General features: G+C 67.9%; 23 protein-coding genes, 1 tRNA gene and 1 pseudogene. 13 read left to right on the forward strand and 12 right to left on the reverse strand.

What is annotated here, in order from left to right; genetic code table 11:
* Nucleotides 1-61 precede the first annotated feature (61 nt).
* Both OG609_RS19805 and OG609_RS19810 read left to right on the forward strand, forming a co-directional pair.
* A complete protein-coding gene (locus tag OG609_RS19805; protein ID WP_327274029.1) occupies nucleotides 62-3,361 on the forward strand; it encodes a hypothetical protein in 3,300 nt (1,099 codons plus the stop codon).
* Between the two features lie 6 nt (nucleotides 3,362-3,367).
* The gene (locus OG609_RS19810) at nucleotides 3,368-3,766 is read left to right on the forward strand and encodes a hypothetical protein (protein WP_327274030.1); all 399 of its coding nucleotides are present in this window, start codon (nucleotides 3,368-3,370) and stop codon (nucleotides 3,764-3,766) included.
* A gap of 437 nt (nucleotides 3,767-4,203) precedes the next feature.
* Here the strand turns inward: OG609_RS19810 and OG609_RS19815 are convergent, their stop codons facing one another.
* Entirely contained in the window at nucleotides 4,204-4,443 is a 240-nt protein-coding gene (locus tag OG609_RS19815; protein WP_327274031.1) for a DUF397 domain-containing protein, read from the reverse strand.
* Nucleotides 4,440-5,309, reverse strand: coding sequence for a helix-turn-helix domain-containing protein (locus OG609_RS19820; RefSeq protein WP_327274032.1), 870 nt, complete (start codon nucleotides 5,307-5,309; stop codon nucleotides 4,440-4,442). Before OG609_RS19820 ends, OG609_RS19815 begins: the two co-directional genes overlap by 4 nt.
* A gap of 181 nt (nucleotides 5,310-5,490) precedes the next feature.
* Here OG609_RS19820 and OG609_RS19825 point away from each other — a divergent pair, with 181 nt between their 5' ends.
* A complete protein-coding gene (locus OG609_RS19825; RefSeq protein ID WP_327274033.1) occupies nucleotides 5,491-5,823 on the forward strand; it encodes a hypothetical protein in 333 nt (110 codons plus the stop codon).
* 527 nt (nucleotides 5,824-6,350) lie between these two features.
* On the opposite strand, the gene OG609_RS19830 is transcribed toward OG609_RS19825, so the two are convergent.
* The 6 genes from OG609_RS19830 to OG609_RS19855 form a co-directional block, all read right to left on the reverse strand.
* Nucleotides 6,351-7,625, reverse strand: coding sequence for a cytochrome P450 (locus OG609_RS19830; RefSeq protein WP_327274034.1), 1,275 nt, complete (start codon nucleotides 7,623-7,625; stop codon nucleotides 6,351-6,353).
* Nucleotides 7,622-8,416, reverse strand: a complete 795-nt coding sequence (locus OG609_RS19835) for an alpha/beta fold hydrolase (RefSeq protein ID WP_327274035.1) — start codon at nucleotides 8,414-8,416, stop codon at nucleotides 7,622-7,624. Before OG609_RS19835 ends, OG609_RS19830 begins: the two co-directional genes overlap by 4 nt.
* 123 nt (nucleotides 8,417-8,539) lie before the next feature.
* Nucleotides 8,540-10,573, reverse strand: coding sequence for an ATP-binding protein (locus OG609_RS19840; RefSeq protein WP_327274036.1), 2,034 nt, complete (start codon nucleotides 10,571-10,573; stop codon nucleotides 8,540-8,542).
* Entirely contained in the window at nucleotides 10,570-11,400 is an 831-nt protein-coding gene (locus OG609_RS19845; protein ID WP_327274037.1) for a DUF4255 domain-containing protein, read from the reverse strand. The genes OG609_RS19840 and OG609_RS19845 overlap by 4 nt, the downstream gene beginning before the upstream one ends.
* A 28-nt stretch (nucleotides 11,401-11,428) precedes the next feature.
* The gene (locus tag OG609_RS19850; RefSeq protein ID WP_327274038.1) at nucleotides 11,429-13,423 is read right to left on the reverse strand and encodes a VWA domain-containing protein; all 1,995 of its coding nucleotides are present in this window, start codon (nucleotides 13,421-13,423) and stop codon (nucleotides 11,429-11,431) included.
* 302 nt (nucleotides 13,424-13,725) lie between these two features.
* A complete protein-coding gene (locus OG609_RS19855; protein WP_327274039.1) occupies nucleotides 13,726-14,352 on the reverse strand; it encodes a helix-turn-helix transcriptional regulator in 627 nt (208 codons plus the stop codon).
* 211 nt (nucleotides 14,353-14,563) lie between these two features.
* On the opposite strand from OG609_RS19855, the gene OG609_RS19860 reads away from it, so the two are divergent.
* The gene (locus tag OG609_RS19860) at nucleotides 14,564-15,889 is read left to right on the forward strand and encodes a COG1470 family protein (protein ID WP_327274040.1); all 1,326 of its coding nucleotides are present in this window, start codon (nucleotides 14,564-14,566) and stop codon (nucleotides 15,887-15,889) included.
* Between the two features lie 47 nt (nucleotides 15,890-15,936).
* Here the strand turns inward: OG609_RS19860 and OG609_RS19865 are convergent, their stop codons facing one another.
* Complete coding sequence (locus OG609_RS19865; RefSeq protein WP_442817983.1) at nucleotides 15,937-16,746, reverse strand: eCIS core domain-containing protein; 810 nt, start codon at nucleotides 16,744-16,746, stop codon at nucleotides 15,937-15,939.
* Between the two features lie 356 nt (nucleotides 16,747-17,102).
* On the opposite strand from OG609_RS19865, the gene OG609_RS19870 reads away from it, so the two are divergent.
* The gene (locus OG609_RS19870; protein WP_327274042.1) at nucleotides 17,103-17,717 is read left to right on the forward strand and encodes an HhH-GPD-type base excision DNA repair protein; all 615 of its coding nucleotides are present in this window, start codon (nucleotides 17,103-17,105) and stop codon (nucleotides 17,715-17,717) included.
* A 33-nt stretch (nucleotides 17,718-17,750) separates the two neighbouring features.
* On the opposite strand, the gene OG609_RS19875 is transcribed toward OG609_RS19870, so the two are convergent.
* Together OG609_RS19875 and OG609_RS19880 are read right to left on the reverse strand one after the other, a co-directional pair.
* The gene (locus tag OG609_RS19875) at nucleotides 17,751-18,092 is read right to left on the reverse strand and encodes a helicase HerA-like domain-containing protein (protein ID WP_327274043.1); all 342 of its coding nucleotides are present in this window, start codon (nucleotides 18,090-18,092) and stop codon (nucleotides 17,751-17,753) included.
* Nucleotides 18,093-18,130: 38 nt separating this feature from the next.
* A pseudogene (locus tag OG609_RS19880) lies at nucleotides 18,131-18,514 on the reverse strand (helicase HerA-like domain-containing protein); the annotation flags it as partial.
* Nucleotides 18,515-18,617: 103 nt separating this feature from the next.
* Between OG609_RS19880 and OG609_RS19885 the strand changes: the two are divergent.
* Nucleotides 18,618-18,914, forward strand: coding sequence for a type II toxin-antitoxin system VapB family antitoxin (locus OG609_RS19885; protein ID WP_072488263.1), 297 nt, complete (start codon nucleotides 18,618-18,620; stop codon nucleotides 18,912-18,914).
* A gap of 164 nt (nucleotides 18,915-19,078) precedes the next feature.
* Complete coding sequence (locus tag OG609_RS19890) at nucleotides 19,079-19,672, forward strand: LytR C-terminal domain-containing protein (RefSeq protein ID WP_327278113.1); 594 nt, start codon at nucleotides 19,079-19,081, stop codon at nucleotides 19,670-19,672.
* 47 nt (nucleotides 19,673-19,719) lie between these two features.
* On the opposite strand, the gene upp is transcribed toward OG609_RS19890, so the two are convergent.
* Entirely contained in the window at nucleotides 19,720-20,355 is a 636-nt protein-coding gene (gene upp / locus OG609_RS19895; RefSeq protein WP_093900065.1) for a uracil phosphoribosyltransferase, read from the reverse strand.
* A gap of 103 nt (nucleotides 20,356-20,458) precedes the next feature.
* Between upp and OG609_RS19900 the strand changes: the two genes are divergently transcribed.
* The 6 genes from OG609_RS19900 (at nucleotide 20,459) to OG609_RS19925 (ending at nucleotide 23,052) form a co-directional block, all read left to right on the forward strand.
* The gene (locus OG609_RS19900; RefSeq protein ID WP_327274044.1) at nucleotides 20,459-20,686 is read left to right on the forward strand and encodes a hypothetical protein; all 228 of its coding nucleotides are present in this window, start codon (nucleotides 20,459-20,461) and stop codon (nucleotides 20,684-20,686) included.
* 187 nt (nucleotides 20,687-20,873) lie between these two features.
* Nucleotides 20,874-21,434 (forward strand): tRNA adenosine deaminase-associated protein, encoded by a 561-nt coding sequence (locus tag OG609_RS19905; protein WP_327278114.1) that lies wholly within the window; start codon nucleotides 20,874-20,876, stop codon nucleotides 21,432-21,434.
* Between the two features lie 102 nt (nucleotides 21,435-21,536).
* Complete coding sequence (gene tadA, locus OG609_RS19910) at nucleotides 21,537-21,965, forward strand: tRNA adenosine(34) deaminase TadA (protein ID WP_327278115.1); 429 nt, start codon at nucleotides 21,537-21,539, stop codon at nucleotides 21,963-21,965.
* Nucleotides 21,966-22,043: 78 nt separating this feature from the next.
* Nucleotides 22,044-22,128: transfer RNA gene (locus OG609_RS19915), tRNA-Ser, on the forward strand.
* Between the two features lie 456 nt (nucleotides 22,129-22,584).
* Complete coding sequence (locus tag OG609_RS19920; RefSeq protein ID WP_176729265.1) at nucleotides 22,585-22,749, forward strand: hypothetical protein; 165 nt, start codon at nucleotides 22,585-22,587, stop codon at nucleotides 22,747-22,749.
* Nucleotides 22,750-22,758: 9 nt separating this feature from the next.
* Nucleotides 22,759-23,052, forward strand: a complete 294-nt coding sequence (locus tag OG609_RS19925; protein ID WP_114245624.1) for a Dabb family protein — start codon at nucleotides 22,759-22,761, stop codon at nucleotides 23,050-23,052.
* Nucleotides 23,053-23,247: the final 195 nt, after the last annotated feature.

The following is a 23,247-nucleotide window of genomic DNA, read 5'->3' on the forward strand; positions in this document are numbered from 1 at the left end:
GCGGCAGGGCCATGTGCGTCGAGTGCCGACTGCCCAGGGAAGTGGTGGGCCGGGAGGACGGATGAAGGCGGTTCCGGAGAAGGATCCTGTCTCCGCATCCGGCCGTGGAGGTATCCCCCGTGCCGACGATGCGACAGTCACGCCCGAAGTGTCCCGTTCGCAGACACCCCCACCCCACCGCCCGCCGGGTGACCGCCCCGCCCCCGACCCCCGCAGCCTGCAACGCCTGCAACGCGCGGCAGGCAACGCGGCGGTGTCGCGCCTGGTCGCGCAGCGCTACACAGCCCCCGTGAAACCCTCCCCCGCCCAGGCTCCCGGCTTCCGCAAGGTCAAGGCGGACGTGACGGCGAAGCGGACGAGGATCGCGGTCCATGCCCCCGCCGCCGCCGAGTCGAAGTCGGCACAGGACGCGGCCATCGCGCCACCCGACGACAAGGAGGCGCAGGGCAAGGCGGCGAACGCGGAGAAGATGAACGCCGCGAAGCCGGGCGAGTTCAACAAGCAGGCATTCATCGACGCGGTGAACAAGGCAATCGACGCACAGGCCCCGAAGAACCTCGACGACGCCGACAAGTTCTCCAAGTCCGGCAAGGCCGACAAGATCAAGTCAGAGGTCGACGGCAAGGTCTCCGACGGCAAGGAGTCCTCCGCCAAGGACATCGACACCACGACAAAGGCCCCACCGGACACGTCGGCGGCCAAGGACAAGCCGGTCACCCCGATGACCCCGGACCAACCCCCACCCAACCCCGGCGCCCCCTCCGCCACGGACGCCATCCCCGCCCCACAACCCGCCTCCGTCACGGACTTCTCCCAGGGCCCCGCCCAGAACGACCAGGCAATGGCCGACGCCGAGGTCACCGAGGACCAGCTCGCCAAGGGCAACGAACCGGAATTCGACCAGGCCCTCTCCGCGAAGAAGACCGCCGAGACGGACTCGGCGAAGGCCCCCGCCAAGGGCAGATCGGCCGAGGCCCAGCAACTCACCACCGCGAAGGCCGGAGCAGCGGCCTCCGGAGCGCAGGCCATGACCGCCCTGACCGCGACCCGCGCCTCGGCCGGGAAACAGGTCGACGGCGGCAAGGGCGAGACGAAGTCGAAGGACGAGAAGAAACGCGCCGAGGTCACCGCGAAGCTCCAGAAGGTCTACGACGGCACGAAGAAGGACGTCGAGGAAACCCTCTCCGGCCTGGACAAGAAGGTCGACACCACGTTCACGACGGGTGAGAAAGCGGCACGGGACGCCTTCACCGCCGACCACAAACGGCGCATGAAGAAGTACAAGGACAAGCGGTACTCAGGCATGTTCGGGCCGGCGAAGTGGGCCAAGGACAAGCTCATGGGCATGCCGAAGGAGGCCAACGACCTCTTCCAGGAAGCCCGCAAGCTCTACGTCACGAAGATGCAGACCGTCATCTCCTCCGTCGCCGACATCATCGGCGCCGAACTCGGCCGCGCGAAGGCCCGCATCGCCAAGGGGCGCACCGAACTCAAGGCCGAAGTCGACAGACTCCCCGCCGACCTGCGCCAGTTCGGCCAGGACGCGGCCAAGGACTTCGCAGGAAAGTTCGACGACCTCGAAACCACCGTCAACGAGAAGTCCGAACAGCTCGTCCAGGACCTCGCGACGAAGTACACCGCAGCCCTCAACAAGATCGACGAGGAGATCAAGAAACTCCAGGAAGCCAACAAGGGCCTGATCGACAAGGCGAAGGACGCCATCGTCGGCGCCATCAAGACGATCAACGAACTCAAGAACCTCCTCCTCGGCATCCTCGCCAAGGCCGCCTCCGCCATCATGAAGATCATCAAGGACCCCATCGGCTTCCTCGGCAACCTCGTACGAGCCGTCGGCGCCGGCCTCAACCTCTTCATCACCAACGTCGCCGAACACCTCAAGACCGGCGTCGTCTCCTGGCTGCTCGGCACCGCCGTCAAGGCCGGCCTCGAACTCCCCCAGAAGTTCGACCTCAAGGGCATCATCCAGCTCATCGCCTCCCTCCTCGGCCTGACCTGGGCCAACATCCGCGCCCGCATCACCCGCAAGGGCATCCCCGACCAGGCCATGACCGCCGTCGAACAATCCGTCCCCGTCGCCCAGACCCTCGCCCGCGAAGGCCCCGCAGGCGCCGTCAAGGAAATCACCGCCGAGGCCGGCGACCTCAAAGCCACCATCCTCGAAAAACTCACCAGCTACCTGATCCCCACCGTCATCATCGCCGGCATCACCTGGATCATCTCCCTCCTCAACCCCGCCTCCGCCTTCATCCGCGCGGTCAAGGGAATCATCGACATCGTCACGTTCATCGTGAACCAGGGCGCCCAAATCGTTGAATTCGTCAACGCCGTCCTCGACGCCGTCATCGCCATCGCCAACGGCGGCACCGCAGGCGTCCCCAAGATGGTCGAAGCAGCCCTCGCCGCCAGCGTCCCCCTCCTCATCGGCTTCCTCGCCTCACTCCTCGGCATCGGCAACCTCGCCAACAAAGTCAAATCCGTCTTCCACGCCATCGCCAAACCCGTCAACCGCGCCATCGACAAAATCGTGGGCTTCATCGCCAAGGCGGGCAAGAAACTCTGGGCAAAACTCAAGGGAAAGGAAACGAACAAGGGGAAGGCGTCCGAGAATGACAAGCCTACCGATTCAGGAAAAGAGAAGAAGGCAACCATACATTTCACGATGCAGGGGTCCCAACACACCCTGTACTTTATATCCGGCCGCCAGACAGAGATGGCCAGCAGGAGAAAGGACCTACGAGAGACGGTTGAGAAGATGTCTCGGAAACTTGCCACCGAGAGCGACGAACAAGCGCAACTCGAAAAGATTTACCTCGATGACATACTGGAAAAAATGGTTGCCGCCGAGCACGCCTTGACTACTAGTGGCGCGCAAAGCAGGGAGTTCAGGAGCGCCTCCAACGCCGTGGTGGCCGCGATTAACGAGTATGCGAAAGATACCGGCAGAGACGACATCGAACTAGGGACCGCCCGAGAGGAAGTCAAAAAGATAATTGAAGGAAAGGGGACTCGATTCGTTCCCGCATCAGAGTATAAAAAGCATTGGCCTAGGCCCCCGGAGAAGGCTCAGGATATCGCAAAGCAGCTAAAAGCGGGACAGTACATAATAAGCGAGGAGGAGATCGCAGAACTTGAGCGCGACACGCTACTCACAGGGACACTGGTCGATAAATCGAACGGAAATTATCACGCATACAAACGCTATCCCATTCAGTTGGGATGGGAGGCGATCGGCGAAGGGAAGGGGAAGAAGGATCAGAAGGTCGTACCTGCATTCGTTCTGCGTGCCGAAATATCAAGCAGACAGATCCACTCCCACCCAAGAACCGATTTCGGAAAGTGAAGCATCATGAATAGGCACCTTGCCCCACTCAGAGTACCTACCGGATGGGTCATGCTATTTAACAATTTTGTCGAATTCAAAGTAGGGGAACAGCCGACAGAATGCGACTATGAACTCTACCTAACGCAGGATATTCTGTCCATGCGGCAAATCTTGCCAGAGGCCGGAGGATTTTCAGAGGAGGACGGTGCACTGAGAATCTACCTCGGCTGGTATCCGGATGGAGAACCCGACGGAAGCTACCGGATCGACCTTCACCGCAAGGGGGCTGATGAGAGGTTTAATTTTTTTGAGCATCGGAATTTTACCGACATTAGGAAAGCGCTCGAACTATGCCTTTCGCTCGGGGCTCGATATGCTGGAAATGACGAGATTGAAAGGGCGCTAATGAACTTGAACTCGTAATGTCGGCCGGACCAGTTGGTGTGGCTTCTGGGTGTGCGGCCACCGTCGGCGACGAAAGTAGCGGCTTGACTCCCGATGGTCGGTGCTCAGTTCCTACGGTCCGGGCTCCACTCGTAGACCATGGGTGCAGTCTCGATGACCTCGCTCGGCCAGACCTGCCGAAGTCGGTCCAGTCGGACTCGGTGGTCCTGGATCCAGTCATCCTGTGGCTGGATCCAGGAAAATGTGGAGAGCCGGTCGGAGGGCACACGGACTGGTCCTCGTTGTGGAGCGTCGTGATCGGGAACCGGAACATGTCCACAACCAATCAGCCTCCCTGTCTGGGAGGCACATGCCTAGAGCTTCAGCCCGTTCCCAGCACAGCCACTGCACCGCGCGGGCCCTCCATAGCAGCGGTCCAGACGGATCACAACGCACTCAGCAGCTTCGGCGGCTGACTACTCATCGATGAGATGGTCGAACTCCCCCGCCTTCACACCCTTGATCCAGGCACCCATCTCCACAATGGTGAAAAACACCGCCCCCGCTTCAGGGCGGTTGCTGTTGCGTACGGCTATGCGACCGTCTACCAACGGGGCAGCCTCCACGCAGGCCCCCTGATCACCGCTGAAGCTGGACTTCCGCCAGGCCAATGCGTTCAACTCAGCGTGTGCCAGCGGCTGTTCTTTGTCGTTCACACGTGTCCCTTCGCGATCTCTCGCACCACCGCCACCGACTTCTCCGGACTCAGCGCAAGCGCTACGAGGTGCTCGAAGGCCACAGTATGCGCCTCGATCTCGTGGGCGCGTTCGAGGTAGCAGGCGCCCGCCCGATGCTCCACATACGCCACACCAGGATCGGCCGGCCACGGGAAGCCGAGGATCTGGAACGGGCCTGCTGCCATGCCCGGGTGTGCGCCGTGCTCGTACGGGAGTACCTGCACGGTGATCTTCGGATGGCGGGTCATCTCGGCCAGGTGAAGGAGTTGGTCTCTCATGATTGCCGGACTGCCGACCACTCGGCGCAGCACCGCTTCGTTGAGCACGGTCCAGAGACGCAGCGGGGCGGATTCCCGACTCAACGCGGCCTGCCGCGTCATGCGCAGGTCGACGAGGCTCTCCACCTCGTCGTCTCCCCGCTCAGCGGTACCCCGCCGCGTGATGGCGTCGGTGTAGGCCCTGGTCTGAAGAAGACCTGGGACAGCCTCGCTCTCGTACGCTCGGACTTGCGATGCCCCCTGTTCCAGTCCGACGAACAAGGAAAACCAACTCGGCATCGGGAGTCCGTCGCTTCCCTCCCACCAGCCCTTCCGGCGCGCGTTCCTGGCAGCCTGGAGGTAGTCATCCCAGCGCTCCTCCGGGACGTTGTAGAGCGGGAGTAGGACTTCATTCAAGTCCCGCAGCACCACGGGGCGTTCGGATGTCTCGTAGTAGGAGACCTTGGCCACCGTGCAACGCAGCGCCTTGGCTACGTCTTTCTGGTCGAGCCCGGCTTGCTTCCTCAGCCGGACCAGCTCGAAAGCAAGCCAGCGTCGCCACACCGTAGGACTGGATGTCTCGGTCACTGCACTCTCCTTGCCACATGTGACGCAAGTGCTGGACGCGCGTCTGGGTGAGGTACCTGCTTGCCTTACAGGAAGTCCGGTTTGCAAGAGAGCAGTTGAGCATCACCTGTTTGAGCGACTGCGATCTGTTGAATTCAAATTTAGACTCAACAGCATAGTCGCCCAGCTGTGGAGGCACGCCATGAACGAGAAGGCACACCCTGCTGACGAACCCAGCAAGGACAACGCAAGTTCGGAGGAGCCGATGTCGTTAGGCAGAAAGGAGTTCGAATTGCTGCTGCAGGACCTCGTGCGAGACTCCGCGCCGCGTATGTTCGCTGTCGTACAAGAACTCGGAGACTGTGAGGATGGCGTGGTGGCAGCCTGGGGGCTAGCGTTCGAAGGCCGAGCCGAAGTCGTCTCTGCCGAGGGCGTCTCACGCCTGAGTGCCCGTACGCCGGAATCGGCCCTTCGATTCTTCAGTGGCGGCGCCAGGAACCGTGCCCGTCTGATCTGGCCTCAGAGTCTCAGCTGAGGAATTACGCGTCCCACCTGAGGTACCTCGGTTGCCGGAGCCCTGTCCGATGGGGGTAGCCTGCCCAGTTCTGCCTCGTGGTGGTTGCACAAACGGCTGCGCTTGGTGCATTTCTGCCGTTATTAGCCGCGCGAGGATCACTGTCCAGTGCGGAGCTGTGTGCTCGTCGGCGAAACTTCCGGGACGAACAGGCTCAGGCGGTACGTCGTCGAGTGCTTCAGGCGTCCGCACAAGGTGTCCACCCGGAGCATCGAATCGTCGGGCGATTCGTACTCAGTCCGGACACGATGTAGGTGCGTCCGAAACTCCGTTTCGTCCTTGGTCTCGAAAACAACCTCCCAGCGACCGGCGTCAGAAACATGGGTGTTCATTGCTCGCTGACGGCTCTGCTGTCGCTTCTTCTTGCGCTGGCCTCGCTTGCGCATCGGCATCACGTCGCCGGGACAACGGAGCAAGGTCCGAGTCCCACCAGCGTCTCTGGGCGCTGGTATTTCCGTCATCATGGCCAGGAAGCAGATGGCCGCCCGTCAGGCGTCGACCACCTGCAGCGGCAGCGACTTCAGTCCGTTGATGAAGTTCGACACCAGGCGCCGCGGTGGGCCTGCGGGTTCGAGTGGGGCCGACACGGCGCGGCACACCGCCTCATACAGCGCGCCCAGTTGCAGCCGGGCGAAGTGGGCGCCCAGGCAGACGTGGGGGCCGTCGCCGAAGGAGATGTGGGGGTTGGGGGAGCGGGTGAGGTCCAGGGCGAACGGGTCGGAGAAGACGCGTTCGTCGTGGTTGGCCGAGGCGTGGAAGACCACCACCTTGTCGCCGGTACGGATGCGGGTGCCCGCCAGTTCCGTGTCCTGAGTGGCGGTCCGGCGGAAAGTGAGGACTGGTGGGTGGCGACGCAGTAGTTCGTCGATGGCGGTGGCGAGCTGTACCTCTCCGTCGCACAGGCGGCGGTAGGCCTCGGGGTTTTCCGCCAGGAGGTGCAGGCCGCCCGGAGCTGCGCTGCGTACCGTGTCGTTTCCTGCCACCACCAGCAGGAAGAAGAACATCTCCAGTTCAGGCGCGGTGAGTTCGGGGTCCGTGGCGAGAGACGTCATCACGTCGTCGGCGGGGTGGTTCCGCTTGTGTGCCGCCAGTGCGTGCGCGTAGTCGAACATGTCGCGCAGCGACGCCGGGGAGCGCGGGTTCACCGGTCTGCCGTCCGGGCCGAGCGCCGGGGTCCCGGCCTCGTCCGGGTCCTGGTAGCCGATGACGCGCTGGGTCCAGTGCAGGAGGAGTCCGCGGTCACTGTCCGGTACGCCCAGCAGGTCGGTGAGGTTGAGCAGGGCGTAGTCGTCAGTGACCTGGGTGACGAGGTCGCAGGTGCCGTCGCCGGCCCGCGCCTCGGTGACCGCCCGGGTGAGCAGGGAGCGGGCGCGTTCACGGGCGACGGTCTCGAAGCGGTCCACGCGCTTCGGTGTGAAGGCGCGGCTTACGAGTACGCGCAGTCGCCGGTGGTGCGGCGGGTCCTGGTTGAGCATCATGCGGCGGATGAACGGCAGGTCGGCGAGGTCCGGGTCGCGGATCTGGGTGGCGCCCAGGTACGAGGAGTACGTCGAGGAGTCCTTCAGGACCCGGACCACGTCCTCGTGCCGGGTGACCGCCCAGAAGCCGGGGCCCGCCGGCCAGCCGAGTACCTCCGGCTCCTCCTGCCACGCCACGGGGTGGTGGTCGCGCAGGTGGCGGTAGCGGTCGTGGGGGATGCCCCGCCCGTACTGCCTGGGGTCGAACACGTCCGGTACGAGCGTTTCGGGGGCGGGCCCGCTCATGCCCTCGCCCCGCCGTCCTCCGCATCGGCTCGTAGGAAGTCCTCCACCACACGGATCAGGTCGAGCGGGGCCTCGTCCATCGCGTAGTGGCCGCACGAGGGCAGCTCCACCAGTTCGGCCTGCGGGAACCAGCGCATCCAGGTGGCCTGCTGCAGCTCGGCGGACAGGGCCGGGTCCAGCGCGCCCACGACGACCAGGGCCGGCACGGGTGAACCGTCGATCCGGTCGTGGAAGTCCTCGCCCGCCCAGGAATCCAGCCAGGCACGGAACGCCTTGGCATCGCTGCATTCGAGCGAGCGACGCACCATGCGGTCCAGCCAGCCTGCGGGGCGTCGGCCTCCGGTCGTGATGTCGAGGATGGTCCGACGGTTCTGAGAGGTGTGCGCCGCGGCGGAAAAGAGTTCCCACTGGTCCGGCGGGAGCGGCAGGCCGGACGCGGGGACGGGCGACACCCCGACGATTCTGCGTACCCGTTCCGGCGCGGCAGCCAGCGTCCGCTGGATGACGGAGCCACCCATCGAGTGGCCGATCAGCGAGAACCGCTCCCAGCCGAGCCGGTCGGCCAGCGCGAGCACGTCCGCGGCGCCCTCGGCCGTCGTGTACGTACCGCTCACGTCCCTGGCCTCGCCGTATCCCCGTAGATCCACCACGGCGTACTGGAACGAACCGAGGTCGAGATCCTGCAGCACCGGGTCGTACGCCGAGCGGTCGGCGAACCAGCCGTGTACCGCGATCACCTTGTGCGGGCCGTCGCCGTGCAGTCCATGGGGCAGAACAGGCAATGAGGTCACGCCGACTCCCGTCACCGTACGGAGCGGACCGATCGGTCACCGGCCCGACCCCGCCCACGGTGGCGTCAACTCCGTGCCCGCGCAAGAGCCCACACGAGGGTTCCCGCCGTCAGACCGGAAGCCTCACGCCAGCAGTCCCAGATATGGCCCGAACTCCGACGCCAGCGTCAGCCGGCCCAGCTTCTGGTACTCGCGCTGGATCGCGTGGATCAGCGTCGGCATCGTCACCGGCTCGCCCGTGTCCGCCGCCAGGTACGCGGCTGTCACCGCGATCGAGCGGATGTTGCCGCCCGCCAGCTCGAAGTTCTCGGCGCAGAAGGCGATGTCCAGGTCCCTGCCCCGGGGGAGTACGGGGCCCAGGCAGCGTTCCCACAGCAGGAGGCGCTGTTCGGGGTCCGGGACCGGGAAGTCGATGACGAGGTCCAGGCGGCGGGTGAACGCGTCGTCCAGGTTGGCCCGGAGGTTGGTGGCCAGGATGGCCAGGCCGTCGAAGGACTCCATGCGCTGGAGGAGGTACGCGCTCTCGACGTTCGCGTAGCGGTCGTGGGCGTCCTTCACGTCCGAGCGTTTGCCGAAGATCGCGTCCGCCTCGTCGAAGAGGAGGACTCCGTTCACCCCTGCGGCTTCGGAGAAGATCCGTTCCAGGTTCTTCTCGGTTTCGCCCACGTATTTGTCGATCACCGTCGCCAGGTCGACCGTGTACAGGTCCAGGCCCAGGTCTGCGGCTATGACCTCCGCGGACATCGTTTTGCCGGTGCCGGAGTCGCCCGCGAAGAGTGCCGATACGCCTCGGCCCCTGCCGCCGCCGGGGCGCATGCCCCACTCCCCCAGGACTCGGTCGCGATGGCGCGCGCGGGCGGTCAGTTCGCGGAGTTGGGCGTGGGTGTCCGGGGGCAGGACCAGGTCGTTCCAGGTGACGGTGGGTTCGATGCGGCGGGCCAGGCGGTCGAGGCCTGCCGCGTTCTGGGCACGGGCACCCTGACGGACGTGGTCGGGGGTGAGGGCGCCGCCGTCCAGATGGGTGGTCTGGGCGGCGCCCCGGGCGGCGCGCGTGATCTGTTCCGGGGTGAGGAGGAACGGCGAGAGCAGGCGGTCCACGTCGATGGTTTCGGGGACGGGGGCCTCGTACGCGTCGGTCCAGAGGGCGGCTCTGGTCGAGGGTTCCACGCGTGGGGCGTGCAGGAGGAGGGGCGGGGCGGCGGACCAGGCCGCGTCCCAGGGGGCTCGGCCCACCAGGATCGTGGGGATCGGGGTACCGGTGAGCAGTCGGAGGAGTTCCGGGTGTTCGCGGGAGACCGCGTCGAGCGGGGCGCAGACCAGGCCGGCGCCGGTCAGCCGGGCCTCGCGGACCAGGGAGCGGACCGCCTCGGCGGGGGACGGGTCCTCGGCCAGTCGCGCCAGGTCCAGGCCCAGGACCCGGTGGCCCGCGAGCGTCAGCGCGGAGGCCGCGAGGGCCGTGCCCGCGCCGCCCTGGTCCTCGCGGAGGTAGGCGAGCGAGGCGCCTCGGGCGAGGGCCGCAGCCAGCGGGGCCGGGTCGCCGACGCCCGGTACGGCGTGCCAGGGGGCGAGGAGATCGGCCAGACGCGGGTCGGGGGTGTCGTCGCCCAGGAGGTGCGCGGTGACCCGGTCGGGGACGCGGAGCGCACGGCTCAGGAACGGCCGGTCCAGGTCCTCGACCAGGAGGAGGCGGCTCTCACGCAGTGGGGCAAGGGCCGACAGCCGGCCGCGCGCCACCTGGTCGGCGGGGGACAGGCCGCAGAGGCCCAGGGCCAGACCGATGGACGGGCGGCGGCGGGTGACGTCGTCGTTCAGGTAGCCGTAGAACGCCTCGAAGCGGTCGTCGAGATCCGGTACGAGTGTGATGAGGAGGATCTCGACGTCGAGGGCGGTGAGGCCGAACTCACCGGCCAGGGAGGTCAGTCGGGATGGTTCGGCCGGTGTCTCGTCGTAGTCCGGGACGGGGGTCGGGAAGGCGCGGGCCTCCTCCGCGTCCAGCAGACGGGCGATGTTCTCGTCCGTGAGGTAGAGGCCGCGGAAGGCGTCGTCCGGGTCCGGGTCGGTGAGCTGCCGGGCCTCGACCGCTCGTCGGATGCGCTGCTCCACCGCTACCGCACGTTCGAGGAGATGGCGCAGGTTCGGGTCGCCCGCGGTTGTCATTCGGCGCCGTCCTCCGTGCTGTCATCGGCATGGTCTGCCGCGCCACTCCGCATGCCGTCCGCCGCAGCGGCCTTGCGGCTCTCGGTGATCTTGCGGCTCTCGGTGATACGGAGGGACAGACCGCGCCGCCGTTCCGCGTCGGAGGTGCGGGGAACGTCCCCGCCCGGCCGGTCCGGGCGGCCCGGCCGGCCTCCGTACACCGGAAGCCCTCCTCGGCCCGGCATCGGTTCCGACAACGGCTCGGCCTCCTCGGGTACGTCCCCGAAGCGGGCCTGCAACCCCTCGTCCCCCACCGGCGGGCCGACCACATAGCTCGGCGACGCCGTCACCGGCACGCTGATGACCAGGTCCAGCGAGGGTTTCAACTCACCGCCCAGCGCGCTCCAAACATCGGCGAACGAACGGTCCTCCGGCGGCGGCAGTGCGATCGACATCGGTACGGCTGCCCCGATCTCCGCCAAGGTGCCCGTCAGCCGCTCCGGAGGCAGCGCCTCGTAACGCAGCAGGCAGCCGAGCAGCGACGAAAGCAGCCGGTGCTCGTCCTCCGGGCGCTTCGTCCACGCTGTGATCAGGTACGAGAGCTTGAAGAAGCGAGGCGGGCGGCGGCGCGCGATGATCGCGCCGCGCTCGTCGTACTCGTTGTGCAGACCTCGCTCACGCCTCCGCATGTCCTCGCGGATGTCGTAGAGGTAGAGGTTGACCATGGGTGCGTTGACCTTCGCCGCCCACTCACGGGTCGGGGCGTCGAAGACCACCGCGATCTGGCCGCCTTCGAGCACCTCCGCCCTGATCAGGGCCCGCAGTACGTCGTCGACCTCGTGGATCACCCGATCACTCCCGTACGGTCGTCGGCGCTCATGCGCGGCCCGCGAAGTCCGGTGGCTGAAGATTTCGCTGGACCACCAGGACCGGTTTCTGCAGTCGGTCGAGGTCCCGCGAATCCGCCCGCAGCTTGCGCGGGCCGAGCTTGTCCTTGCGCAGGACCAGGATCTGCACCTCGAAGGTGCCGTCGCGGCCCACCGTGGCGACCGATCCCTCGGGGGTGATGCCGGTGTTCCACGTGAAACGTACGGTCGCGCCCGGCGGGTAGTCCTTGCCGCGGGCCAGCACCGGCTGCCCCGGCTTGGCGACCTGCGGCGTGACGGTCAGCGAGGGCTTCAGGACGCGCAGCCGGTCGGTGTCCTGGTTGTTGGCCTTCCGGCGGTCGGGCAGCGTGCCACGCACGGTGGCCCGTACGTCCCCGGTGACCGCCGCGCGGTACGTCGCCGTCTGGGTCACCTCGATGCGGCCACCGGCCGGGATGGTGCACGGTTTGACCTCCGTGCAGCGGGTCAGGGCGGGCAGGCTGCGGTCCTTGGCCTTGGACGGCTTCGGCCAGGCCGAGCCGATGACCACGCCCGTCGCCGCGTCCGGTCCCGCATTGGTGACGGCGAAGCGGGCACGGGCCGGGCGACCGGTGTACGTACGGTCCGGGCTGACATCGACCTTCATCGCCACATCCGCCGAGGGCGGCACGGGGGCCTCAAGGACCTCGATCTGCGCTGTGTCCGTGCCCGTGTTGCCCGCCGAGTCGGTGGCCGAGCAGGTCACCGTGGTGCTGCCGACCGGGAAGAGCGAACCGGAGGCCGGGGTGCAGGTCACCGGGAGCGCGCCGTCAGTGGCGTCCTGGGCGGTCGCGCCGTACGTCACGCGCGCGCCCTTCTTGTCCTTGGCCCGAACAGTCAGATCGTCCACGGTGACGACGGGCGCGTCGATGTCGTTCACATCGATGCTGATCTGCTCCTGGAAGTCCGGGTCGGCGGCCGCGGCCGGCCCGATCGTGTCCGTTCCCGGCGGCTGGGTGCCCATCAGGAACTGGACGGTGCAGGTCAGCCGTGTGCCCTGGGGTGCGTCCGCGGAGACGTCGATGTTCTCCGCAAAATGCGCGGTGTCCCCGCTGGTGACCTGCTGGGTGGGCGGGTCGAGGCTGACGGACAGATGCGGATCGCAGCTCTCCAGGCGGTAGCTCACGTTGGTGGGAAGGTTGTTGAAGCCCTCGATGATGGCGTCGGTGACGCCGTCCCCGGGAATTCCGTTCAACATGCGGCCGTTGGTGGCCTCGACGATCCGCTTGGCCTGGTCGGGCTCGTGGTACGGGTCCTGATAGGTGGGGCTGCTGTACCCGTCGCCGTTGAGACCGTCGCCGTCCTCGGTATTCACGTCGACGGCGATGACGCGCACGCCCTTGTCCTGGAGCGCGAAGACCGCTTCGTCGAAATAGATCTTGTTGCTGGGGTTGTGGCTCGACGCGTCGCCCACCAGGACCACGACCGGACTGGCGCCCTCGCGGAAGACCGTACCGCCGTCCGCGCCGTTGGCGACTTTCCACAGCGCATAGATCCAGTCCTCGGACGGCCCCTTGCTCCTGTAGCCACGGGAGGTGCCCAGCCTGTCGACGCCGTTCCGCTGCACCGCTTCCAGATCGGCCGTCAGCCCTTGAAGGACTTCGAATTCCGCGGTCGGGTCGTCCTTCTCATCGCCGTACGTGGCCACAGCAAAGCGTGATTCCGGCTGCTGCTCGATGATCTTGTCGGTGATCGACCGCAACCCGGACTTCACGTCGCCCACCGGAACGCCCATGCTGCCCGTGCCGTCCACCAGCAGCACCACATCCGGCTTCGGCGGAATCGCGGGCGTACGCACCTGCTTGGCCACGCCCGTGGAACCGCCGGGGTCGACCGCGTCGGTGAACTCGGCAGGGGTGACCCAGGGCTCGGGTACCGCCACCGCCGGCGCCCCGGAGGTGACGGCCGAGCCGGGGGCGATGCCGGTGGCCACGAGGAGAAGGGCCAGCACCGGGACACGGAGCACGGCGAGGGTCCTGCGCGAGGCGGAGGACCGGGACCGGGCCACCGGACCCGACCGCGACCGCGGCGCCCGCTGAAGCGGCTGGAACCAGCGCACGGAAGTCTCCCCACCCTCGGCCGATCGGCATACCGGACGCCACGGTCCCGTAAGCACAGCCGGCCCGCAGCGGTACAGGAGTCACACCCTCGGGAAACCCCCGCTGCCCTTTCGGGCAGCGGGGGATCTACCGAACTGCCGGATCCGCCGCAGCTGTCAGAGCTGCCGTATGCGTCCGTGCCGGACGACTCACGTCCGTACAGGACGGCTCAGATCAGCCCCTGCCGCATCGCGTACGCCACCGCGTGCGACCGGTTCCGCAACTGCAGCCTGGTCATCACCGAATGCAGCACGTTCTTGATCGTGCGCTCGGAATAGGCCAGCTTCGTCGCGATGTCCGCGGTGTCGTACCCCTCCGCGACCAGACGCAGCACATCCACCTCGCGCGCCGCGAGACCGGTGAAGTGCAGGCCGCGCGGACCGAGCACCTGCCCCTGGAGGCGACCCACCTCCTCAAGCAGCCTTCCCAGCAGGTCGGAGGGCAGATGGCCCTCGCCCCGCGCCACCGTCCTGATGACCTGCACCAGATGCTCCGGGGTCGACTCGGAGCGCCTGACCACACCGGCGACGCCGCACTCCGCGGCGCTCACCAATTTCTGCTCGTCGATGTCCGTGGTGACGAGGACGGTGCGTGAGGTGCTGGTGCGCTGAATGTGGCGCAGCATCGTCAGCACCTCCTCGTCGACCGCGTCCACGACGACGACCACGATCTGAGGTGAGGCGTCGCCCTCCCCCCACTCCGTCACGCTGACCTCGGGACGGGTACGCAGCTGACTGGCCACGCCCGCCTGCGAGATCGGATCCTGGGCCCGTAATGCGACAGTGGTGCGCTCCATGGCAATGCTCCCCCTGGGAAACAGCCGGTGGCATCACAACGGGCACAACCATCACGGCTGCATTCGTGTGCCTCATTCGTCTTGAGGCGGTCAAAAGATTCCCGCGTATACCTACAGGGAAACAAAAAAGCCGATCCGGGCACAGAATCTGCCCGGAAGTGTTCCTTCACGGCCGATGTCGGCGTTCGGCACCGACCCTACGGTGCGCCCTATGAGTCTCACGGCAAGCCTCGACGATTCGTCCGTCACTGCCGCACCGGGCGAGGAGACGGCCCTCCCTCTGCGGATCCTCAACTCCGGCAGCACCGTCGAGGAATACCGCTTCGAGGTGGTCGGTGCGTGTGGCGCCTGGTCGACGGTGGAGCCGGCGACCCTGTCCCTGTATCCGGGCGACTCGCAGACGGTCTCCCTCGTACTGCGTCCGCCCCGCGACTCGACCGTGCTCGCGGGGGAGACGCCCTTCGGGATCCGGGTGGTGCCCACCAGCGAGCAGGGCGACACGGTGGTGCCCGAAGGGCGGGTGACCGTACTCCCCTTCACCGAGACGACCGCCGAGCTGGTACCGCGCAGCTCGCACGGCGCCTGGCGCGGCAGGCACCAACTCGCCGTCGACAACAGGGGGAACACCCCGACGACCGTACGGCTCGGGGCCCAGTCCGGTACGGAGCGGGCCCGGGTCACGTTCGCGGCGGACGCCCTGCAGATTCCGCCCGGCCGGGCGGAATTCGGGAAGCTGCGGATCCGGCCGGCCAAGCGCGTGTGGCGCGGTACTCCGGTCACGCATCCCTTCCAGGTGGTCGCCACGCCGGTTGTGGCGGAGGGGCAGGACCCGGTCGCACCGGTGGTCCTGGACGGCTCGTACCAGCAGGAGCCGATCCTGCCGCGCTGGCTTCCCAGGGCCCTCATCACCGCGGCTGTCCTGCTGATCGCGCTGGTCGGGCTCTGGTACGCGCTGCTGCGGCCGGCCGTGAAGTCGGCGGCCCGGGAGGCGATCACGCCGGAGGCGGTCCGGTCCGCCGCCGCCGCGGCCGACAAGAGCAAGGCCCCGGACAACGGCTCGACAGCCGGAACGGGATCGGGCGGAGGCGACTCCTCCGGTGCGAACGGGGGCTCGCCGAAGCCCAGCCCCTCACCGAGCCCCGGCGCATCCGACGGCGCGGCCGCCGCGGCCCCGACCAGTGCGCAGGTGCAGGTCAGGGACTCGGTGGGCGGCGGGTCGAACACCTCGACAGCCCTTCAGGTGCCCAGCGGACACACTTTCCAGCTGACGGACATCGTGGTCCAGAACCCGCAGGGCGACGCGGGAACGCTCGTGGTCTCCTCCGGCCGGAACGCGCCCGTGCTCCGGCTGGCACTGGAGAACTTCCGGGACTCCGACTACCACTTCGTCACGCCGATCCTGGTGCCCGCAGGCGGCAAGGTCACGATGACCGTCGACTGCCGGAAGGTGGGCAAGCCGGTGAACGCGCCGACGCCTTCGCGGTGTGCGGAGTCGCTGTTCCTCGGCGGCACGATGCGGACGGACACCGCGGGCTGACAGCGTGGACGGACAGCGCGGATCGGGCCGGCCGGTCCGCGGGCCCGTCAAGCAGGCGGAGCCTCTTCCTCCTCCTCGGCCCCTTCCTCCGCCCGTTGGACGAAGGAGCCCTGCACATCGGCAGGTTGCTCGTCCTCGTCCTCCGCCGATGCCCTTTGCACAGCAGGCGTCGCGGCGGGGGACGAGTCATGACCGGCCGCCCTTGTCGCAGCCGCCGGGGCCGGGGCCGGGTCCGACAGCACCCGGTCGGCGTTCGCGACGGCCTCCCGCTCGAACCGGTCGGACGGATCGCTCACCCGGATACCGCCCGGCGCCTCCGTACCCTCCACCGGGCCGTTGCGCTGCTGGATCACATGGGTGAGCTCATGGGCCAGCGTGGTGCGGCCCTGCGGCGAGGACGGATCGTACGCGTCCCGTTGGAAGACCACGTTGTTGCCGACCGTGTACGCATGGGCGCCCACGCCCTTCGCCGACTCGTGCGCGGCGGAACCGGTGTGGATGCGTACGTCGGAGAAGTCCGCGCCCATCCGCCCCTCCAGATCGGTGCGGGTATCGGTGTCCAGGGGCTGCCCGCCGCCGGACGAGACCACGTCGTGCACGAGGGAGCGCTCTTCCTCCTCCCGCCTCTGGAGCATCGACCCCACGGCGCTGTTGCCGACCGCCCGTTGGAGCACGCTCATGCCGCCGGCCCCGACCACATCGGCCCGCCCGGCGACCGCCGCACGGTAGAGGTGCGGGGTGTCCGCCGCCTCCCGGCCCTCGGTCGCCCTCGACGCGTGCAGGGCTTCGTCGTGCTCCTGCCCGTGCCCGTGATCCCGCTCGCGGTCGTGTTCCTGGTCCCATTCCTGTGCGTGCATCGTCATCTCCCCTGACCGCGCCCCGGTCGAAGGCGCGTCGTGATGGCCCCACCACTCCACCTTCACGACGTGTCACTGCCCCGTCCAGCCCGGACCCCGCCGGCCAGGGGCAGCCGGCGCTGCCCCTTCGGGCATCCGGTCCGTTCGTACGGTCCCGCGAAGCCGTCGGCCCCGCGGCCGGCCCGGATGTCACACCCCGGGTCCGCCGGCCGCTCGCCGACCGTGAGCGCGACAGGAGGCCCCGCTCACGACCGATCCATCGCCCGGGACCGAGCACGGCGGAATCCGGCGGCAAACGGCTGCATCGGCGGGCAGTGGGGTGGCCGGGCCGCGCCGCCGTCGGGATGATCGAAGACATGACCAAGAGCAACAAGGACCAGGGCACCCTGCGGATCGCCCAGCAGCCGGAGGCGGACGAGCTCCTCGCGCGCAGCCCGCTCGCAGCTCTGGTCGGCATGCTGCTGGACCAGCAGGTGCCGATGGAATGGGCCTTCTCCGGCCCGTACACCCTGGCCGGGCGGATGGGCGGAGACGACCTGGACGCCCATGAGATCGCCGCGTGCGACCCGGAGGCCTTCGCCGAACTCTTCACCGCCAAACCGGCCCTGCACCGCTATCCGGGCTCCATGGCCAAGCGGGTACAGCAGTTGTGCCAGTACCTGGTGGCGGAGTACGACGGCGACGCGAGCGCTGTGTGGAGCGATGTCTCCAGCGGGACCGAGCTGCGGAAACGGCTGAACGCCCTGCCGGGGTTCGGCACCCAGAAGGCGCAGATCTTCCTGGCGCTGCTGGGCAAGCAGTTCGGGGTCCGGCCGGCGGGCTGGCGGGAGGCGGCCGGTCCGTACGGCGAGGCGGGTTCACGCCGTTCGGTCGCCGACATCACCGGCCCCGAATCACTCGCCGAGGTCCGCGCGTTCAAGCAGCAGGCCAAGCAGGCGGCCAGGGCGACCAAACGCGCAGCCGGTAAGTAGCCGACGAACAACAGCGCCGCCCGCCGCCGAGAACTACCGCCTGCGGCGGGCCGTACCGAAGAGCGACGGCGAGATCTCCCGCCCCAGCTGCGTCCCGACGGACCGTGCCAGCGACCGGAACATCCCGCTCGCCACCACCTGCTCGACCAGCGAGGCATCCTTCTTGGACGCCTTCCCGGCCCCACCCGAGGAAGCCCTGCCCCCGGACCGTTCCCCGCCCCTCACCGTCTCCTCCACCGCCGCCCTGTCCGCAGCCTCCGCCTCGGCCCGCTGCTTCGCCTCCTGTTCGGCACTCAGCTTCTCGTACGCCGATTCCCGGTCCACCGCCTGCGCGTAACGCCCGTACAGCAACGAGCCCTTCACCGCCGCGTCCAACTCGGCGGGGGATACGGCCCCATCAGCGACGTCGCCGGCGCGCCGGGAGCGGCAATGCCCGAGACATCGCCCTTGATGTCTGCAAGGAAGACCGGAACACCGTTGGACGAGAGCTGTTCGGCGATCAGCTGGAGCGTCTTGGTCTTGCCGGTGCCGGTGGCGCCCGCGACGAGTCCGTGCCGGTTGAGCATCGTCAGCGGAATCCGGATCTGCGCATCCGGCAGGCACACACCGTCCCAGAGCAACGCGCCCAGATCGAGGGCGGCCCCGGAGACGGCGTACCCGGCGGCGATCTCCTGCGCCGGCTCCGGCAGAACCCCGGCGCCTGCGCCCGACGCCACGCCCGTGTCCGGCGTGTCGGTGTCCGAACCTCCGCCGGCGCCCGAACCCGCGTCTTCGCCCGTGCTGTCGCTGTCACTCATCACGGCCCCCATTCCGGAATGCCCGCTTTTATGGCGTTCTTGCCAGCATTGCAGTCCCGCCCCATGGCTGCGCCCGGAGGCTCTTGCCCGGTAGGCTTTCCGTGTGATCTTCAAGCGCATCGGAAATGGGCGGCCTTATCCCGACCACGGCCGGGAAAGCACCCGGCAGTGGGCGGATGTCGCGCCGCGCCCGGTCCGCCTCGATCAGCTGGTGACCACCAAGGGCAATCTGGACCTGGAGACCCTCCTCGCCGAGGACTCGACGTTCTACGGCGACCTGTTCGCGCACGTCGTGAAGTGGCAGGGCGATCTCTACCTGGAGGACGGACTGCACCGCGCGGTCCGCGCCGCGCTCCAGCAGCGCCAGGTACTGCACGCCCGGGTCCTCGAACTCGGCTGACGGAGCCCGGCGGGTTCCCTCCACGGACCCGCAAGCCGTGCGGGCCGTTCCGGGTTCGTTCGGGTGCTTTCACACCCGGACGGGTGCGATCCATTGATCATTTAGTAGGCATCATCACCGGGTCGCACTACGCTGCGCCCATGAGCATGCTCACTCCCCCCGGCATGGGCGGAAAGTACCGCATCACGGGCGACAAGTACCCGCGCATGCGCCGCCCCCGGCGTCGCGGCAAACTGATCCTCGCTGCCACCGCTTCCGTGGTTGCCCTCGGACTGGCCGGATGGGGCACGTTGCAGCTCATCGATGTCTTCACGGGCAGCAAGAGGAAGGCCAGCGCCGCCGACCACTCGGCGGACTGCGCGTCAGCCAAGCCGTCCGCCCCCGCCAAGGCGCTGCCGAAGCCCGCGAAGATCACCGTCAACGTCTACAACGCGACACCGCGCAGCGGGCTCGCCAAGCAGGCCGCCGACGAGCTGAAGAAACGCGGCTTCACCATCGGCAAGGTGGGGAACGCCTCGGCCGCGTACGACAAGAAGGTCGCAGGTCCGGGGGTGCTGCTGGGCGCCCCGTCGGCCACGAACGGCTCGTTCCCGGTCCTCGGTACACAGTTGCAGGGGGCCGTTGCGAAGACCGACGCCCGCAAGACGGCGGACGTCGATCTGATTCTCGGTACGAAGTTCAAGGCGTTCAGCACGCCCCAGTCGGCCGCCGCGGCCCTCGCCGCCCTGGCGAAGCCGGCCTCCGCACCGTCCTGCTGACGGCTGCCGGGTCGACCCCGGCAGCCCAGCACATCCCGCTCGGGGCTCTAGTCGACCGTGCCGTACATCCGGTCGCCCGCGTCACCGAGACCCGGGACGATGTAACCGTTCTCGTTGAGCCGCTCGTCGACCGAGGCGGTGACCACGGTCACCGGCGTACCCGCCAGCTCGCGTTCCATCACCTCGACGCCCTCGGGCGCCGCGAGCAGCACGACCGCGGTGACATCGTCCGCACCGCGCTTGATCAGCTCCTGAATGGCCGCGACCAGCGTGCCACCGGTGGCCAGCATCGGGTCCAGGACGTACACCTGGCGACCCGAGAGGTCCTCCGGCATCCGCGTCGCGTACGTGGACGCCTGCAGCGTCTCCTCGTCGCGGATCATGCCCAGGAAGCCCACCTCGGCGGTCGGCAGCAGCCGCACCATGCCGTCGAGCATGCCGAGGCCGGCCCGCAGAATCGGTACGACCAGGGGGCGCGGGTGCGACAGCTTCACACCGGTCGTCGGTGTGACCGGGGTCTCGATGTCGACCTGTTCGGTGCGCACATCCCGGGTGGCCTCGTAGGCGAGCAGGGTGACCAGCTCGTCGGCGAGCCGCCGGAAGGTCGGGGAGTCGGTGCGCCTGTCGCGCAGGGTGGTGAGTTTGTGCGCGACCAGTGGATGGTCGACGACGTGGATCCGCATGGGCTCAACAGTAACCGGGCCTCCCGCACCCGTGCGCTGGCATCAACCGCACGTTCGGAGGGAAGGTAGGGGCATACGGACCCAGCCTTGGGGTGATGAGCCGATGCCGGACGGGGAACAGCGGAAGCGGGCCCGGCCGGACACGCCGGCCCCGCAGGACGCAGAGGTCCAGCAGGACCCGCAGGAGGCCGACGCGGCACGCCGCAGGCGGCGCGCCCAGTTCCTGCGCGAGCTTCATGAGGCGAAGGCGCTCCGCGACCGGGTCCAGCCGCGCCGGGCCAGGGCGGCCCGGATGCGCCAGGCCATGCGGATGCGGACCTTCCGCTGGTAGGTCGGACGGCGGCCCGATGTCCCCCTGGTGGCGGCGTCCAGGAGAACTGATGGCCGACGCAACGGCCGAACTCCTCTCGCAAGGCCTATGTTTCTGCCACGATTCCGATGGGCGGGACGCAGGGCAGCCGGGCCACCGGCTGCCCTCCCGCCGGACCGACACCCCTATGACCAGTGGGAGAGTCACGGTGTACTTCGCCGCACTGCTCGCGCGCACCGAAGACGGGTGGGAAGCGAGCGACACGGAACTCGACGATGTGGAGACCCTGTCCGACCTGACGGATCTGGCCCGCGAGGCCTCGGTGGACGAGGACACTGTGCTCGTCTTCATCGAGCAGGAGGACGCCTGGTTCGGCGTCGTCCGGGTGGACGGTGAGGAGGACCCCCGGATCTTCATCTCGGACGCCACCGCCGCCGCCCGCTCCTCGTACGGGGAGATCCTGCTCACCGATGAACTGCTCGGCCGCGAACCCGGGGCCGAGGACACGATTGCCGCCCTCGAAGAGCTCGTCGGCCTCGACGGTACGGAGGACGGCGAGCCGGACATCACCCCCGACAACGACGATGACAACGACAACGACGACGACGAAATCGACGCCGACGCAGTACCGGCAGGCCCGCTCGGTGACACCGGGATCCTGGCCGACCTCGGGCTCCCCGAGGCGGAGCTGCTGATGCTGCGCACGGACGCACTGGTGGAGATCGCGGACGCGCTGGGTGCGGCCGAGGTCCTGGAGACCGTCCGTTAGGGTCCGCGGGTGAGCGAACCACCGCACCCGCAAGGACCGCCGGAACCGCACGAACCCGTAAGAGACCCGCACGATCCCGTGAGAGACCCGTGGCGGGCGCACATGCGCCGCGCCCTGGCCGAGGCCGACCTGGCGGCGCGGGCCGGCGATGTGCCGGTCGGCGCCGTCGTGCTCGGCCCGGACGGTTCCCTGCTCGCCACGGGACACAACGAACGCGAGGCGACCGGCGACCCGACCGCGCACGCCGAGATCCTCGCCGTCCGCCGGGCCGCAGCGGCACTCGGTCAATGGCGGCTGTCCGGATGCACCCTGGTGGTCACCCTGGAACCCTGCACGATGTGCGCGGGCGCGCTGGTGCAGTCCCGCGTGGACCGGGTGGTCTACGGGGCGCGGGACGAGAAAGCAGGTGCGGCGGGCTCGCTCTGGGACGTCGTGCGCGACCGCCGGCTCAACCACCGCCCCGAGGTGATCCACGGAGTGCTGGAGGACGTCTGCGCCGATCAGCTGACGACGTTCTTCCGCGGCCTCTGACCAGGCTTCCCCTCGTCCGCGGCCTGCTGCGGCGAATCGGATTTCGGCGGACGGCCGGGATGGTCTAAGCTCTCTCTCGGTAGCGTGTCCGAGCGGCCGAAGGAGCTCGCCTCGAAAGCGAGTGTGGGGAAACTCACCGAGGGTTCAAATCCCTCCGCTACCGCTCTTGTGAAGGGCCCGGCGCATCGCGTCGGGCCCTTCGGGTTTTCCGCATCTGCACTCGCGGATACGGACACGACTGTGGTCCCGGGCGCGTCGGTCGTCGCGCCCGGGACCACAGCCCGCGAAGTGTTGGCCGGGGGAAGCGGCATCGGGGGGACAAGCCGCTCCCCCCGATGAGAACAGGCCCTCAAGCCCTCGCCGCAGTCAGGGGGAAGCTCGCGGCGAGAACCCCACAGTGAGGTCCTGTTCCTCGCCCCTCGGATTCCTGCCGTATCCGCTGGGCTCACCATCCATCCTGCGGCCTCGCAGAAGCCTTACGAGCGGGCAAAGGGCCCCGATCGCCGGGCCCTTGGTCCTTAAAGGCCCTGTGAGTGGTCGGAAACACCAGAGGGATACGGCCATTCGTGCGGATAGAATCGCCCGACTGCACAGGGGATCGAAGGCGAGGCAGGGGCTGATGGTGCAAGCGAAGAAGATAGCTCTCTACGTGATAGTCGTCTTCGTGCTGTACACGATCATCACGTCTCCGGCCCGGGCGGCGGATCTTGTCCAGGTAGGGTTCGAGGGCGTTTCGAGTGCCGCACAGGGCGTCGGCGACTTCATGTCCGAGCTCGTGAAGTAGGAGTACCCCATGATCCGCCATCTGGTCCTGTTCAAGCTGAACGACGGCGTCGAGCGGGACGACCCGCGGGTCGTCGCCGGGGCGAAGGCCTTCCAGGAGCTGGCGGGGCAGGTCCCCGAGCTGGAGTTCTGGGAGTGCGCCTGGAACATCACCGACCGGCCGATCGCGTACGACTTCGCCATCAACTCCGCGGTCGCCGACGAGGACGCCCTGAAGCGTTACATCGAGCACCCCGCCCATCAGGCCGCCGCCGGGCAGTGGCGCGCGTTCGCCACCTGGGTGATCGCCGACTATCCGTTCTGATTCGCCCGGTCCGCCTGATCCAGCCGGTTCCCTGAGCCCCTCGCCATCACGGCGAGGGGCTTTTCTTAGTGTTTAAACCAAGTTGACCCCAACACGACGCTATACGGTGCTTGCACACAGTGGACATGTCTTGTGATGCTATGACCGCTTTTGACGGATGAGTTGACCGAAGTTGACCGCAAAGGGGTGGCGTCA

This window comes from Streptomyces sp. NBC_01224 (assembly GCF_036002945.1).
Classification (GTDB): domain Bacteria; phylum Actinomycetota; class Actinomycetes; order Streptomycetales; family Streptomycetaceae; genus Streptomyces.